Source organism: Mycolicibacillus trivialis (assembly GCF_002102395.1).
GTDB classification, from domain to species: domain Bacteria; phylum Actinomycetota; class Actinomycetes; order Mycobacteriales; family Mycobacteriaceae; genus Mycobacterium; species Mycobacterium triviale.
The window spans coordinates 38574-52622 of record NZ_LQPZ01000025.1 but is presented as its reverse complement, the minus strand read 5'-3'; the positions used below and the strand labels follow the sequence as shown (position 1 = coordinate 52622).

Sequence of the window (14049 nt, the reverse complement as noted above, 5' to 3'; positions counted from 1 at the left end):
GCAGCCATGCCCACCGCACTGATCACCGGCGCCAGCGCCGGTATCGGCGCCGCCATCGCCCGGGCGCTGGCCCCCACCCACGATCTGCTGCTACCGGGGCGCCCCTCCGACCGGCTCACCGCGGTGGCCGCCGAACTCGGCGCCGCCACCTGGCCGATGGACCTCCACGACACCGAGGCGATCGCCGTCGACGATCGGCTGCCCGACCGCCTCGACGTGCTGGTGCACAACGCCGGGGTCGCACTGCCGGCCCGGGTGGCCGAATCCACGGTGCCCCAGTGGCGGGACACCATGGCGGTCAACATAATCGGACCGGTGGCGCTGACCCTGGCGGTGCTACCCGCCCTGCGCGCCGCCGAAGGGCACGTGGTCTTCATCAACTCCGGATCCGGCTTCCGCTCCTCGCCGGGGCTGGCCTCCTACTCGGCGAGCAAATTCGCCCTGCGCGCGTTCGCCGATTCCTTGCGCGCCGACGAACCCGTGTTACGGGTCACCTCGGTGCATCCCGGCCGCACCGACAGCGCGATGCAGCGTGGTCTGGTCGCCTACGAGGGCGGCGAGTACGACCCGGCACGGTTCCTGCGACCGGAGACGGTGGCCGGGCTGGTGGCCGACGCGGTGGCCACGCCGCCCGACGGCCATGTCCACGAGATCGTGGTGCGCCCCCGCTAGACGACCAGGTTGATCAGCCGGCCCGGAACCACGATGACCTTCTTCGGGGTGGCGCCGGCGAGGAACGCCGCGACCTTCTCGTCGGCCAGGGCGGTCTCCTCCAGCGTCGCCGAATCGGCGTCGGCGGCAACGGTGATCAGCCCACGCTTCTTGCCGTTGACCTGAACCGGGTATTGCACCTCGTCGACCGTCAGATACGCCGGGTCGGCGACCGGGAACGGCCCGTGCGCCAGCGGCGCGTCGTGCCCGATCCGCCGCCAGAGTTCCTCGGCCACATGCGGCGCCAGCGGTGCCAGCAGCAGCACCAGCGGTTCGATCGCGCCGCGCGCGCTGACCGACTCCTTGGTCAGGTGGTTGGTGTACTCGATCAGCTTCGCCACCGCGGTGTTGTTCCGCAGTGCCGCAAAGTCTTCGGTGACCCCGGCGATCGTGCGGTGCATCGCGCGCAAGGTGGCGTCATCGAGGGCTTCGTGCTCCGCGACCCGGCTGGCACCGGTCTCCTCGTCGACCACCAGGCGCCAGACCCGCTGCAGGAACCGGTGTGCACCGATGACGTCCTTGGTGGCCCACGGCCGGGAGGCCTCCAGGGGACCCATCGACATCTCGTACACGCGCAGCGTGTCGGCCCCGTAGTCGTCGCAGATCCGGTCCGGGGAGACCGAGTTCTTCAGGCTCTTACCCATCTTCCCGAATTCCTGCCGGACCTCGATCTCTCCGTCGGGGCCCGGAAGGTAGTGCGACCCATCCCGTTCGATCACCTCGTCGGCGGTCACATAGCTACCGCGCGGATCGGTGTAGGCGTACGCCTGGATGTAGCCCTGGTTGACCAGCCGGCGATACGGTTCGCGCGAGGTGACATGCCCCAGGTCGTAGAGCACCTTGTGCCAGAAACGCGAATACAACAGGTGCAGCACGGCGTGTTCCACACCGCCGACGTACAGGTCGACACCGCCGGGATCGGCGGCGCCGTGCTCGGCCGGCCGGGGCCCCATCCAGTACGCCTCGTTCTCCTTGGCGCAGAACTCATCCCGGTTACGCGGGTCGATATAGCGCAGCTGGTACCAGGAACTGCCGGCCCACTGCGGCATCACGTTCGTGTCCCGGGTGTAGGGCTTGAGGCCGTCGCCGAAGTCGAGGTCGACGTGCACCCAGTCGGTCGCCTTCGCCAACGGCGGGGACGGTTCGCTGGACGGGTCGTCCGGATCGAACAGCACCGGCGAGTAGTCGGGCACGTCCGGCAGCTCCACCGGCAACGCCGAATCGTCGAGCGGGTGCGGCCGCCCGTCCACGTCGTAGACGATGGGAAACGGTTCACCCCAATACCGTTGCCGGGCGAACAGCCAGTCCCGCAGCTTGTACTGCACCCGCGGCGTCCCGCGACCGTCGGCCGCCAACCGCTGCACCACCGCGTCTTTGGCGTCCGCGACACCCATCCCGTCGAGGTAGTCGGAGTTCACCAGGGTGCCGTCGCCGGCGTAGGCGGCCTCGGCGACATCACCACCGGCGATGACCTCCACGATCGGCAGACCGAATTCGGTGGCGAACTCCCAGTCGCGTTGATCGTGGCCGGGCACGGCCATGATGGCGCCGGTGCCGTAGCCGATCAGCACATAGTCGGCGACGAAGACCGGCACCGCGGCGCCGTTGACCGGGTTGGTGGCGTAGGCGCCGGTGAACACCCCGGTCTTGGTCTTGTTCTCCTGGCGCTCCAGGTCGGACTTCGCGGCGATCGCGGCGCGGTAGGCCGCCACCGCGGCGGCCGGGTCCGCGGCGTCGTAGGTCCAGCGCGGGTCGGTGCCGTCGGTCCAGGCCGGCGCGGTGAGCGCATCGACCAGCGGGTGCTCCGGCGCCAGCACCAGGTAGGTGGCGCCGAACAGCGTGTCCGGGCGGGTGGTGAACACCTCGATGTCGCCGGCGTCGCTTCCGAACAGCACCGCAGCGCCGGTCGAACGACCGATCCAGTTGCGCTGCATCGCTTTGACCTTCTCCGGCCAGTCCAGCACGTCGAGGTCTTCCAGCAACCGCTCGGAGTACGCGGTGATCCGCATCATCCACTGCCGCAACCGCTTACGGAAAACCGGGAAGTTGCCCCGCTCACTGCGGCCTTCCGGGGTGACCTCCTCGTTGGCCAGCACGGTGCCCAGCCCCGGACACCAGTTGACCATCGAATCGGACTGGTAGACCAGGCGCTGAGCGTCGATGACGTCGGCCCGCTGCCCGGCGTCGAGGGCCGACCAGTCCCGGCCGTCGTCGAGAGTGCGCCGACCCGAGTCGAGTTCGGCGACGAGCTCGGCGATCGGCCGTGCTTTTCCGGCCTGCTCGTCGAACCACGCGTTGTAGATCTGTAAGAAGATCCACTGCGTCCACCGGTAGAAGTCGACGTCGGTGGTGGAGATGCTGCGCCGGGTGTCGTGGCCGAAGCCGAGCCGGCCCACCTGGCGACGGAAGTTGACGATGTTGGCTTCGGTGCGGGTGCGCGGGTGGGTGCCGGTCTGGATCGCGTACTGCTCGGCGGGCAGCCCGAACGCGTCGAACCCCAAGGCGTGCAGCACGTTGCGGCCGGTCATGCGGTGGTAGCGCGCGTAGACGTCGGTGGCGATGTAGCCGAGCGGGTGACCGACGTGCAGCCCGTCACCGGACGGGTAGGGGAACATGTCCTGGACGAACATCTTCTCGGCGGGCAGCGGTGCGCCGTCGGCCGCAGCCAGTTCGCCGACCGGGTTGGCGACGTGGAAGGTGCCGCGCCGGTCCCACTCCTGCTGCCAGGCGCCCTCGATCCGGTTGGCGAGCGTCGCGGTGTAGCGGTGCAGCGGCGCCGCCGCATCGTCGTCGCGGCTGCGGTCCGGTGTGGTGGTCGACGGCTCGGTCACGCTCAACAGGGTATAAGCACCCGACGGGGTGTCCCGGGCACCTGGTGTCGGCGGCGGTGGTCTCGGTTGGGTTGCGGGCCGGTCAGCAGACGGTCCCGGGTTGATACCAGCTGGGTTCCACCGCTGGAGTAGGCCGGGCGCGGTGCTTAGGGTCGGCTCAGCGGGCATTCCGGCCCGGTCCGGGCACTGGTGGGGAGGCATCGATGACGAGGACGCGCAGCACCCGTCGTTGGCCGGTGGTGGCGGCGGTCAGTGCCGTCGCCATCGGGTTCGGTGCCGGTGTCGCGGCGGCCGACCCGCTCCCGCCGTCCCCGTCGCCGGCGCCGGTGGCCCCCGATGCGCTGGCCCAGCGCGGCCCGGTCGGCCCGGCCACCCTCCCCCCGGCCGGTCCGGCCGCGCTGCCGACCGCCGCGCCCGCGGCGCAGCCGCCCGCCCCGGCGCTGGCCCCGGCCACCGCCGAGACGCTGCGCGAGTTCCTCGAAGCCAAGGGTGTCGAATTCCAGCCGCAGGTCGCCGACGGTTTCGAGGCCCTGGACATCACCCTGCCGGTGCCGCCCGGCTGGACGCAGGTCCCCGACCCCAACGTCCCGGATGCGTTCGTGGTGCTCGCCGACCGCTCCACCAACTCGATCTACACCTCCAACGCTCAACTGGTGGTCTACAAGCTGGTCGGCGACTTCGACACGGCGGCGGCGATCGCGCACGGCAACGTCAAAACCCAGCAGCTGCCGGCCTGGCGCACCACCGATCAGGCGCTGGAGAACGCCAACGGCTTTCCGTGCTCCCGCATCGAAGGCACCTACCGGCAGAACGACATGACGCTCAACACCGCACGCCGGACGGTGTTGGCCACCTCCGGCGCCGACCGCTACCTGGTGTCGTTGGCGGTGACCACCGAGGCGTCGGTCGCCATCGCCGAGGCGGCGGCCACCGACGCCATCGCCACCGGGTTCACCGTCAGCCCGCCCGCGCCGGCCCGCCCGCCCGGGCCGGTCCCGCAGACCCGGCCCGCCACGCCCGGCCTCACCCCCGCCGCGCCCGGGGCGGTGCCCAGCAGGCCCGGCCCGGCGCCCGCGGCACCGGCCACGCCGCCGGTCGCGGCGGCTCCGGCGGCCCCCAACCAGCCGGTTATCCAGCCCACCCCGATCAACTGAGGACCGGCCTCGTATCCTGGTCTCCATGCTGATCGCCGGGGTGCTGTGCTGCGTGGCGGCCGTCGCCGTGGCGGCCCGCGGCCTGTGGGTGCTCACCCACGCCGACGCCGGTGACCCGGTGCAGCAGGTGCTGCGTGCCGTGGCGCCCACCCAGTTGGCCGCCGCGGGCATGCTGGCCGCCGGCGGTGCGGCCGCCTTCGTCGCCCCCCGCAGCACCGCACTGGTCGTGCTCATCGTCGGTGTCCTCGGCGCGGCCGGCACCGTCGTCGCGGGGCTCTGGCACACCGCGCGCTTCGCCGCGCGCCAACCGCAGCCCGCGGCCGGTGGCGGCTGCGGCGGCAGCTGCACGGCCTGCATCCAACCCTGTCACTGACCGTCATGCTGCGGCGGCTGTCTGCGCTCCCGATCGACAAGTTCCTGCTGGCGCTGCTGGCGACCGTCGCGGTGGCGACCGTGCTGCCCGCCGCAGGCACCGCTGCCGACGTGCTGTCGGTGGTGACCAAGGCCGCGATCGCGCTGCTGTTCTGGCTGTACGGCACCCGGCTGTCGCCGCAGCAGGCGCTGGCGGGCCTGCGCCACTGGCAGCTGCACCTACTGGTGCTGGCCGTCACCTTCGTCGTCTTCCCGGTGCTGGGGCTGATCGCGCGGAGCCTGGTGCCGACGGTGTTGACCATCGACCTCTACACCGGGCTGCTGTTCCTGTGCCTGGTGCCCTCGACCGTGCAGTCGTCGATCGCGTTCACCTCGATCGCCCGCGGCAACGTCTCGGCGGCGATCGTCAGCGCGTCGGTCTCCAACATCGTCGGGGTGGTGGTGACCCCGCTGCTGGTGATGCTGCTGATGCACACCGGCGGGGTGCCGGGAATGGATCCGACCGCGATCCGCGACATCGTCGTGCAGTTGCTGCTGCCGTTCGTCGCCGGCCAGCTGATGCGGCCCTGGGTCGCGGACTGGATCGCCCGGCACGGCGCGTTGACCCGGGTCGTCGACCGCGGATCGATCCTGCTGGTGGTCTACACCGCGTTCTCGATCGGCATGACCCGCCACATCTGGACCACGGTCACGCCCTGGCGGGTGGCGGCGGTCGCGGTCATCAGCGCGGTGCTGCTGGCACTGGTCATGGCGATCACCGTGGTGGCCGGTCAGCTGGCCGAATTCTCCCGGGCGGACCGGATCGTGCTGTTGTTCTGCGGCTCGAAGAAGAGCCTGGCCTCGGGCCTGCCGATGGCGCTGGTGCTCTTCCCGGCCGCCACCGTGGGGATCACCATGCTGCCGCTGATGCTGTTCCACCAGATCCAGCTGATCGTCTGCGCGGTGATCGCCGGCCGGCTGGCGCGTACCGCCGACGCGGCGGCCGGACCGGCCTAGTTGCGGCTGACGTCGATCGGGTGGGTCGCCAGCATGGCCAGCGGCATCGGCTGGCGGCGCAGCACCCGGCTCCACAGGTCGGTGCCCGGTTCGGCGAGCACGTCGGTGGGCAGCGCCGACAGCACGATCCAATCGTCCCGCTCGATCTCGTCTTCGAGCTGCCCGATGGTCCAGCCGGCGTAACCGGCGAAGATGCGCACCCCCTCGACCAGCGGGGCGATCCGCTCCGGTTCGGCGTCCAGGTCGACCATCGCCACCCGGCCGGTGACGTGGCGCAGTCCGGGCACCCCGGCCGGGTCCACCCCGATGCGCATCGTGGCCAGGCAGAGCGCCGCGTCGCGTTTCACCGGCCCGCCGACGAACATCGTCTTCGGCCGCGCCGTCACCTGCGTCCACTGCGGCAGCACGTTGTAGACCGCGGTCTCGCTGGGCCGGTTCAGCACCACCCCCAGGGTCCCGCCGTCATTGTGCTCGACGATGTAGATGACGCTGCGCCGGAAGGTCGGCTCCAGCAAATCGGTGTTGGCCAGCAGCAAGGTGCCCGCCCGCAGCCGGTGCGCGGCGGGCGCGGCGTAGTCCTCGGGGTCTTCGGGCTGGGCCATTTCCCCATCATGACACCCGGCCGCCGGACGGGCGGTGAACCCGCTCGGTCTATTCCCATAATTTGTACGGTGGTCGGGGTCGGTGTCCACCGTGTCACCCCGGTCGGGAAGCAGGTTCGGTGATGCAGACGCACGCGCCCCGCACGCTGTGGCGGTCGGTGCGCGCGCTGCCCGACTTCTGGCGGCTGCTGACGCTGCGCGCCGCCAGCCAGTTCGGCGACGGGCTGTTCCAGGCTGGGCTGGCCGGCGCACTGCTGTTCAACCCGGAACGGGTCGCCGACCCGTGGGAGGTCGCCGGCGCCTTCGCGGTGCTGTTCCTGCCGTACTCGCTGCTGGGCCCGTTCGCCGGGGCGCTGCTGGACCGCTGGGACCGGCGGCTGGTGCTGGTCGCCGCCAACGCGGCGCGGCTTGCCCTGGTCGTCGGGATCGGCGCGCTGCTCGCGGTGGGCGCCGGCGAGGTCGCCGTGCTGTGTACGGCGCTGATCGCCAACGGCTTCACCCGGTTCGTCAGCTCGGGGCTGTCCGCCGCACTGCCGCATGTGGTGCCGCGCGGGCAGGTGGTGACGATGAACTCGGTGGCGGTGGCCACCGGCGCGGTCGCCGCCTTCCTGGGCGCCTACTTCATGTTGGTGCCGCGCCAGTTGTTCGGTGCCGGCGATGCCGGAGCGGCGACGATCATCTTCCTGGTCACCGCACCCGTCGCCGCCGCGCTCTGGCTCGCCCTGCGGTTCCCGCCGCGGGTGCTCGGCCCCGACGGGCCGGCCCCGGACCGGTCGGTGTTCTTCGCGGTGACCACCGGCTGGGCCGCCGGCCTGCGTGCGTTCGGCCGCTACCCCACCGTGGCGGCCACGCTGTCCGGTCTGGTGGCCCACCGGATGGCGTTCGGGATCAACACGCTGCTGATCCTGATGCTGGTACGGCACGGCAACGCCGAGGGGGTGGCGGGGCTGGGGCTGGCGGCGCTGTTCGGCGCCGCGGCCGGCGGCGGCTCGTTCCTCGCCACCCTGTCGACGCCGGTGCTCATCGGCCGGTGGGGCCGCTACGCCACCGGCACCGGTGCGCTGGCCGTCGCGGCGCTGATCCAGCTGGCCTGCCTGGGCCTGCAGATCCCGGTGCTGTTGGGCTGCGGCTTCCTGCTCGGCATGGCCGGCCAGACGGTGAAGCTGTGCGCCGATTCGGCCATGCAGATCGACGTCGACGACTCGTTGCGCGGGCACGTGTTCACCGTGCAGGACGCGCTGTTCTGGGTGTCGTTCGTCGCCGCGATCGCCGCGGCCGCCTCGGTCATGCCCGCCGACGGCCACGCGCCGGGGCTGGTCCCGGCCGCCGCCGGCTGCTACCTGCTCGGGCTGGCCAGCCACGCCGGGTTCGGCCGGTCGGCCACCGCGGCGTCACGCCGCTAGGCTCAGGCGATGGCCGATCCGAGTCCGATCATCGCCGACCTCCGCGACGAAAGCGACGCCCTCGACGCGCTGGTGGCACCGCTGCCGCCGGAGTCCTGGACCGCCGCGACCCCCGCGCCCGGCTGGAGCATCGCCCACCAGATCGCCCACCTGCTGTGGACCGACCGGATCTCGCTGCTCTCGATCACCGACGAGAACGCCTTCGCCGACACCCTCGGCGTCGCGGCGGCCAACCCCACCGGCTTCGTCGACGACGGTGCCGCCGAACTGGCCGCCATGCCGGCACCCGACCTGCTCGCCGACTGGCGGCGCACCCGCGCCCGGCTGCACGACGCCCTGGGCACCGTCCCCGACGGCCGCAAGCTGCCCTGGTTCGGGCCGCCGATGAGCGCCGCCTCGATGGCCACCGCCCGGTTGATGGAAACCTGGGCGCACGGGCTCGATGTGGCCGACGCGCTCGGGGTCACCCGGCCCGCCACGCCGCGGCTGCGTTCGATCGCCCACCTCGGGGTGCGCACCCGGGACTACGCCTTCGTCGTCAACGGACTCACCCCGCCCACCGAGCCGTTCCGGGTGGAGTTGCGCGCCCCCGACGGCGAACTCTGGTCCTGGGGGCCCGACGACGCCGCCCAGCGGGTCACCGGGTCGGCGGCGGACTTCTGCTGCCTGGTCACCCAGCGCCGCGCGCGGGCGGATCTCGATCTCAGCGCCGACGGCGACGACGCCCGGCGCTGGCTGCAGATCGCCCAGGCCTTCGCCGGACCGCCCGGCGCGGGCCGCTGACCGGCTCCGCGGTCCTCAGCCCAGCCCGGCCGCGCTGTCGGCGCGACCGTCACCGTCACCGTCGGTGAGCGTGGTGTCCCACCGGCCGTCCCCGTCGGTGTCGAGATAGGCCCCGTCGAACCCGCCGGCGCCGTCGCCGAGCAACACCCGGTCGGCCAGGCCGTCCCCGTCGGTGTCCAGGAGCCGGTCGTCGGTCGCGCCGTCGCCGTCGAAGTCGACCAGCGACGGCCCGCTGTGTTCCCCGCCGTCCAGATCCAGCCACCGCAGCCCGTGCGCGGGCACCGCCCAGATCCCGGCGCCGTCGTCGACGAAGGAACTCTCCGCGACCCCGTCGTCGTCGAGGTCAAGCAGGGCGTGGTCGACGACGCCGTCGGCGTCCAGGTCGACCAGGGCGTCGTCGGGCAGGCCGTCACCGTCGAGGTCGAGCGCGATGCCGTCGGGTTCGCCGTCACCGTCGAGGTCGACGTCGGGGGCTGCGTCCCAGATCGAGGCCGTGCCGTCGCCATCACCCAAACAGAACTCCATACCGGGTGAGACGGTGCCGGGCCGCTACCGGTTCCCGCGCGCCGACCACCAGGTGTGCAGTTCGGCGACCGCGTCCTCCCGGGACAGCGGGCCGCGCTCCAGCCGTAGCTCCTTGAGGTGCCGCCAGGCCTGGCCCACCACCGGGCCGGCCGGGATGTCGAGGATCGCCATGATCTCGTTGCCGTCCAGGTCGGGGCGGACCCGTTCGAGGTCCTCGCGGGCGGCCAGTTCGGCGATCCGGGCCTCCAGGTCGTCGTAGTTGGCCTGCAGCCGCGCCGCCCGCCGCCGGTTGCGGGTGGTGCAGTCGGCGCGGACCAGCTTGTGCAGCCGGGGAAGCAGCGGCCCGGCGTCGGTGACATAGCGGCGCACCGCCGAATCGGTCCACTTGCCGTCGCCGTAGCCGTGGAAACGCAGATGCAGGTAGACCAGCTGGGCGACGTCCTCGACCATCTGCTTGGAGTACTTCAACGCCCGCATCCGCTTGCGGGTCATCTTCGCCCCGACCACCTCATGGTGGTGGAAGCTGACCCCACCGTCGGGTTCGTGGCGACGGGTGGCGGGTTTGCCGATGTCGTGCAGCAGCGCCGCCCAGCGCAGCACCAGGTCGGGTCCCTCGTCCTCCAGGGCGATGGCCTGGCGCAGCACGGTCAGGGAATGCTGGTAGACGTCCTTGTGCTGGTGGTGCTCGTCGATGGCCATCTGCATCCCGCCGATCTCCGGCAGCACCACCTCGCCCATCCCGGTCTGCACCATCAGGTCGATTCCGGCGACCGGGTCCGTCCCGACCATGAGCTTGTCCAGCTCCGCGGCCACCCGCTCGGCGGTGATCCGGCCGAGTTGCGGCGCCATCGCCACGATCGCCGCCTGCACGCGGGGAGCGACCCGCAGGCCCAACTGGGCGACGAACCGCGCCGCCCGCAGCATCCGCAGCGGGTCGTCGCCGAACGAGACCTCCGGCGCCGCGGGGGTGTCGAGCACCCCGGCGCGCAGCGCGGTGAGACCGTCCAGCGGATCGAGGAACTCCCCCGGGCCGTCGGCGGTGATGCGCACCGCCATCGCGTTGACGGTGAAATCACGGCGCACCAGGTCCCCGTCCAGCGAGTCGCCGAAGCGCACCTGCGGGTTGCGGGACACCTGGTCGTAGCTGTCGGCACGGAACGTGGTGATCTCCAGGCGGTGCTCGCCGCGGCCGACGCCGATGGTGCCGAACTCGATGCCGGTGTCCCAGACGGCGTCCGCCCAGCCCCGCACGATCTGCTGCACCTGCTCGGGTCGGGCGTCGGTGGTGAAGTCCAGGTCGGGGCTGAGCCGACCCAGCAGGGCGTCGCGCACCGAACCGCCCACCAGATACAGCTGATGGCCGCGGTCGCCGAACCGCGCACCCAGATCCCGCAGCAGCTCCGCATGCCGGTTGAGCGCGACGGCGGCGGCCAGCAGCGCGCTGTCCTGAGTAGCGTCGGGCACGCTGACCGAGCCTAGTCACCGCCGTCGCGCGGTGATCAGGCGCACAGCCCGGTGCCACCCGGCCGGGACGTCCCCGGGCGGCGCGACCTGGACAGCTACTATCGCTGAGGTGTCGGAGGGCGAACAGGCGAAGCCACGGCGGCGCCGTAATCGGCGGCGCCGTCGACGCGTCGCCGACCCCGCCGACACCCCCGCCCGAGCCAACACCGGCAGCACCGCACCGGACGCCGCGCCGGGCAAGCCGCGCCCGCGGCGCCGCCCCGACCGGCTGCGCACCGTGCACGAGACCTCCGCCGGCGGGCTGGTCGTCACCGGCCTGGACGGGCCCCGCGAAGCCCAGCGGGCCGCACTGATCGGGCGCCTCGACCGGCGCGGCCGGATGCTGTGGTCGCTGCCCAAGGGCCACATCGAGGTCGGCGAGACCGCCGAGCAGACCGCCATCCGCGAGGTCGCCGAGGAGACCGGCATCCACGGCCGGGTGCTCGCCGCGCTGGGCCGCATCGACTACTGGTTCGTCACCGAGGGCCGCCGGGTGCACAAGACCGTGCACCACTACCTGCTGCGGTTCTCCGGCGGGCAGCTCTCCGACGCCGACGTCGAGGTCGCCGAGGTGGCCTGGGTGCCGATCCCCGAACTGCGCTCCCGGCTGGCCTACGCCGACGAACGCCGGCTCGCCGACGTCGCCGACGAGCTCATCGTGACCCTGCAGTCCGAGGGGCCCGACGCGTTGCCGCCGCTGCCGCCCTCGACGCCGCGGCGACGGCCCCAGACCCACTCCCACGCCCGCAGCCACCGTCCCGACAACCGCACACCGGGCCGGAAGAACGGTCGCGGTCCCGGCCCGTGAGGCGCCCGTCCCGGGTGCGCCGCCTCGTCGCCGCCGCCCTCGCGTTCGGACTGGTCGCCCTGCTCGCCGCGCCGGGCGCGGCGCCCCCGGCCGCCGCCGACGCACCCGACGCCGCGCCGTTCATCCGGGTGAGCATCGACTCGGTGACCCCCGCGGTGATCACCGGCGCCAGCGAGCCCCGGCTGACCGTCACCGGGCGCGTCAAGAACATCGGGGACCGGCCGGTGCGCGACGTGTCGGTCCGCCTCGAGCAGGCACCCGCCGTCACCACCGCCGAGGAACTGCGCACCCCGTTGCGCGGCCAGCACGACCAGTTCCACCCGGTCGGGGAGTTCCGCGACGTGACCTCGGGGCTGCCGCGCGGCGCCGAAGTCGGCTTCTCGCTGTCCGCGCCGCTGGACCCCGACGCGGCCTCGGCACTGGCGATCGACCGCCCCGGCATCTACCCGCTGCTGGTCAACGTCAACGCCACCCCCGACTACGGTGTCCCGGCCCGCCTCGACGACGCCCGGTTCCTGCTGCCGGTGCTGGCGTTGCCGTCCGAGCCGGCCGCGGCCGCACCGAGCCCGGATGCCGGCGCCGCCGGTGAGCAGGGGCCGATGCCGGTGACCATGCTGTGGCCGCTGGCGGACCGGCCGCGGCTGGCGCCCGGGTTCCCCGGCGGCACCACCCCGATCCGGCTGACCGATGACGACCTGGCCACCGAACTGGCCGCCGGCGGGCGCCTCGACGTGCTGCTGTCGACCGTCGAGTTCGCGACCAGCCCCGGCGCCGACCCCGACGCGCTGCTCGGCCGGTCACTGTGCCTGGCCGTCGACCCGGACCTGCTGGTGACCGTCAACGCCATGACCGGGGACTACCTGGTGACCGAGACCGCCGACCCGGGCGGACCGGCCCGCCCGGGCGTCGGCCAGGCCGCCGCGTCGTCCTGGCTGAACCGGCTGCGCAGCCTGGCCGCCCGGATGTGCGTGACCGCCCTGCCCTACGCCCAGGCCGATCTCACCGCGCTGCAGCGCGTCGGCGACACCGGGATGGCCACCATCGCCACCAGCGGCGCCAGCCAGGTCGTCGACCAGATACTGGGCGTCACGTCGGTGCGCGGCGTGACCCCGCTCGGCGACGGACCGCTGACCCAGCGCGCCGTGGACCTGCTCTCCGGGCAGGCCGACACGGTGGCGGTCACGCCGGCGCCGGCCGCCGCCGCCGCACCCGACGGCACCGCCCAGGACGGGGCCCCCGACGCCGACCTGACCCCGCGGCGGCTGTCCCCCCGGGTGGTGACCGCGCCGTTCGACCCGGCGGTCGGGGCGGCGCTGGCCGCGGTCGGCACCCGGCCCACCTCGCCGCCGTACCTGGACACCCGCACCCTCCGCAAGCTCAAACAGAACCTGCAGCACGACTCGCTGGTCGCCCGCCGCCAGGACGCGCTCGGCGCGATCCTGTGGCGCGCCCTGCAGCCCGACCCGGGACCGCACGCCGAGATCCTGCTGCCACCGGCCACCTGGGCGCTGGAGGCCGACGACGCGCATGCGCTGCTGTCCACCCTGGGCACCGCGCTGCGTGCGGGTCTCGCGGTGCCGCGGACCCTGCCGGAGTTGATCGCCGAGACCCACGCCACCGCGTCGGTCCCCGCGCCCGGTTATCCGCCCCGGACCGACCGCGCCGACCGGGGCCGCATCGACGACACCGTCACCACCGAGATCGCCGAGCAGACCCGTCCGCTGTGGGGCCTGACCGCCGCGCTGACCACCGACCCGCGCACCGGGCTGACCGGGGCCGCCTACACCGCGCCGCTGCGCGAGGACATGCTGCGTGCGCTGAGCCAGGCCGAACCGCCCGCCGAGCGCAACAACCTGGCCCGCGACCGGCTGGCCGCGGTCGGGGTGACCATCGCCAACCTGCTCGGCGGGGTCACCGTGGTCAACCCGGGCGGCTCCTACACCCTGGCCACCGAGCACAGCCCGCTGCCGCTGGCGTTGCGCAACGATCTGGCGGTGCCGATCCGGGTGCGGCTGCATCTGGACACCCCGCCGGGGATGACGGTCACCGACCCCGGTGAGATCGAGTTGCCGCCCGGCTATCTACCGCTGCGGGTGCCGATCGAGGTGCGGCTGAACCAGCGGGTCGCGGTCGATGCGGCGCTGAGCACCCCCGACGGCATGCCGCTGGGAGAGACGGTCCGGCTGTCGGTGCACGCGAACGCCTACGGCAAGGTGCTGTTCGCCATCACGCTGTCGGCGGCGGCGGTGCTGATCGTCCTGGCCGGACGCCGGCTGTGGCACCGGTTCCGCGGCCAGCCCGACCCGGCGGATCTGCCCGAGCCGCGCGCCGGCGAGGAGATCTCGGGGCCGGCCCGGTGAG

12 protein-coding genes are annotated in these 14049 nt (G+C 72.9%); 8 read left to right on the top strand and 4 right to left on the bottom strand.

The features are described 5' to 3' along the window. The first annotated feature begins 6 nt into the window (after nt 1-6). Nucleotides 7-672 carry an SDR family oxidoreductase gene (locus AWC30_RS09990; protein ID WP_085110046.1) on the top strand — a complete coding sequence of 222 codons (666 nt, stop codon included), beginning with the start codon at nt 7-9 and terminating at the stop codon, nt 670-672. Here AWC30_RS09990 and leuS read toward each other — a convergent pair. Continuing rightward, nucleotides 669-3542 carry a leucine--tRNA ligase gene (leuS, locus tag AWC30_RS09985; RefSeq protein ID WP_085110045.1) on the bottom strand — a complete coding sequence of 958 codons (2874 nt, stop codon included), beginning with the start codon at nt 3540-3542 and terminating at the stop codon, nt 669-671. The genes AWC30_RS09990 and leuS overlap by 4 nt on opposite strands. A gap of 203 nt (nt 3543-3745) precedes the next feature. On the opposite strand from leuS, the gene AWC30_RS09980 reads away from it, so the two are divergent. Genes AWC30_RS09980 through AWC30_RS09970 form a run of 3 tightly spaced genes read left to right on the top strand, consistent with a single transcriptional unit; the run spans nt 3746 to nt 6064 of the window. After that, nucleotides 3746-4696, top strand: coding sequence for an LpqN/LpqT family lipoprotein (locus AWC30_RS09980; protein WP_085110044.1), 951 nt, complete (start codon nt 3746-3748; stop codon nt 4694-4696). A gap of 25 nt (nt 4697-4721) precedes the next feature. Then, nucleotides 4722-5069 carry a hypothetical protein gene (locus AWC30_RS09975; RefSeq protein ID WP_085110043.1) on the top strand — a complete coding sequence of 116 codons (348 nt, stop codon included), beginning with the start codon at nt 4722-4724 and terminating at the stop codon, nt 5067-5069. Between the two features lie 8 nt (nt 5070-5077). Beyond that, entirely contained in the window at nt 5078-6064 is a 987-nt protein-coding gene (locus tag AWC30_RS09970) for a bile acid:sodium symporter family protein (RefSeq protein WP_085110062.1), read from the top strand. On the opposite strand, the gene AWC30_RS09965 is transcribed toward AWC30_RS09970, so the two are convergent. Then, nucleotides 6061-6666, bottom strand: a complete 606-nt coding sequence (locus AWC30_RS09965; protein WP_085110042.1) for a YqgE/AlgH family protein — start codon at nt 6664-6666, stop codon at nt 6061-6063. The two genes, AWC30_RS09970 and AWC30_RS09965, sit on opposite strands and share 4 nt — an antisense overlap. 122 nt (nt 6667-6788) lie before the next feature. Between AWC30_RS09965 and AWC30_RS09960 the strand changes: the two genes are divergently transcribed. Next, the gene (locus tag AWC30_RS09960) at nt 6789-8069 is read left to right on the top strand and encodes an MFS transporter (protein ID WP_109562010.1); all 1281 of its coding nucleotides are present in this window, start codon (nt 6789-6791) and stop codon (nt 8067-8069) included. 9 nt (nt 8070-8078) lie between these two features. Further along, nucleotides 8079-8852, top strand: coding sequence for a TIGR03084 family metal-binding protein (locus AWC30_RS09955; protein WP_085110040.1), 774 nt, complete (start codon nt 8079-8081; stop codon nt 8850-8852). 15 nt (nt 8853-8867) lie between these two features. Here AWC30_RS09955 and AWC30_RS09950 read toward each other — a convergent pair whose 3' ends face one another. Together AWC30_RS09950 and AWC30_RS09945 are read right to left on the bottom strand one after the other, a co-directional pair. Further along, the gene (locus AWC30_RS09950) at nt 8868-9377 is read right to left on the bottom strand and encodes a pullulanase (protein ID WP_085110039.1); all 510 of its coding nucleotides are present in this window, start codon (nt 9375-9377) and stop codon (nt 8868-8870) included. A gap of 24 nt (nt 9378-9401) precedes the next feature. After that, nucleotides 9402-10841, bottom strand: a complete 1440-nt coding sequence (locus AWC30_RS09945; RefSeq protein ID WP_085110038.1) for a CCA tRNA nucleotidyltransferase — start codon at nt 10839-10841, stop codon at nt 9402-9404. A gap of 109 nt (nt 10842-10950) precedes the next feature. On the opposite strand from AWC30_RS09945, the gene AWC30_RS09940 reads away from it, so the two are divergent. Together AWC30_RS09940 and AWC30_RS09935 are read left to right on the top strand one after the other, a co-directional pair. Beyond that, nucleotides 10951-11688 (top strand): NUDIX hydrolase, encoded by a 738-nt coding sequence (locus tag AWC30_RS09940; protein WP_085110037.1) that lies wholly within the window; start codon nt 10951-10953, stop codon nt 11686-11688. Beyond that, nucleotides 11685-14048, top strand: coding sequence for a DUF6049 family protein (locus tag AWC30_RS09935; protein ID WP_085110036.1), 2364 nt, complete (start codon nt 11685-11687; stop codon nt 14046-14048). The genes AWC30_RS09940 and AWC30_RS09935 overlap by 4 nt, the downstream gene beginning before the upstream one ends. Nucleotide 14049 lies beyond the last annotated feature (1 nt).